Origin of the sequence: Acinetobacter sp. YH16052 (genome assembly GCF_013417155.1) — a bacterium.
GTDB lineage: Bacteria > Pseudomonadota > Gammaproteobacteria > Pseudomonadales > Moraxellaceae > Acinetobacter.
Genome location: NZ_VPEO01000198.1, coordinates 1 through 1,086, shown reverse-complemented (window position 1 = coordinate 1,086; position 1,086 = coordinate 1). Strand labels below are relative to the sequence as shown.

Annotated in this window: 1 protein-coding gene and 1 pseudogene; both read right to left on the bottom strand. The window is 32.3% G+C overall.

The window, feature by feature from the left end; genetic code table 11:
- Nucleotides 1–713, bottom strand: a 713-nt coding sequence (locus FTV42_RS17305) for an Eco57I restriction-modification methylase domain-containing protein (protein WP_180039290.1), incomplete at its 3' end; no start/stop codon positions are given.
- Between the two features lie 80 nt (nt 714–793).
- A pseudogene (locus FTV42_RS17300) lies at nt 794–1,086 on the bottom strand (hypothetical protein); the annotation flags it as partial.

Sequence of the window (1,086 nt, the reverse complement as noted above, 5' to 3'; positions counted from 1 at the left end):
TGTAGATCCTTCACAATTTTGAAAATGACATTTTCTTGAAGTACATCACTCTCTTTAAAAGCATCTTTTCTTGATTTAAAAATATGGATTGCTTTTAAGCTATTGTTTTTAAGTAAATATTTTCTAAATCCTTTGAAATATAGCCCATTGGTAAAACTACGAGGAGTAATAAAAATTAGCTCTCCTTGTGGAGCTAAAAGGCTTAATGCTTTTGCAACAAACAGAGCATAAATATTAGGATCACCCTTAAATAAATGAGCCATTGATTTGGCATAAGGTGAAGTTTTCACAGAATATTTAAAATATGGAGGATTAATACAACAAACATCGTAGGTCTGATTGTTTTTTTCTAAGATAAAATCTTGATTGATTACCTCATAACTAAATGAAACTTCTTCATTTTCTTTTAAAAAAGTATCTAAATTTTCTTCTAGTAATGGAATAACTAAATCATCTTTCTCATAGGCTGTTAAATGTAATTTTTTAAAGCCTAATTCTTTTAATTTTAATAATGCAGAAATCCCCAAAATACCTGCACCTGCACCTGCATCTAGAACACTAATAGATCGGCTCTTATCTTTATCAAGAGTGATCAAACTAGCCATGAATGTTGCTATTTCACTAGGTGTAAAGAATTGCCCCAACTCCTTTTTTTCACTGGAAGCTTTCGTCTGTAAAAACTGATTTTGGGTAATAGAGATGTTTGAGATCATAAGTAAATCTTAAATAGGACAGTGCAATTGTAGTGTATGTAAGGAAATAAACAGTAAATCGTTGGCTAATATACGAGCCTTCACTCATCAAATACGGCACTAACAACTCGACTAAATAAGCCCTTTCTCTTTGGTCTCTTCTCTTCTTCAAGGATAGGCTTCGGAATTAGATGTTCTTCTTGCTTCTTTTCAAGCTCAGGTAGCTTAGAAAGAACTGGATCACTCTGTTGTTTCTCTACACTACCTTGTACTGACGATTTAGGAGCTGTTAAAAGAGTTTGAAGCAAATTAATACTACTATCCTTAGTTTTGATTTGTTCCTTCAAGAAATCTTCTGTTTCTTCGGCTTTTCTAAGCTGTTTCTGTAGCATTT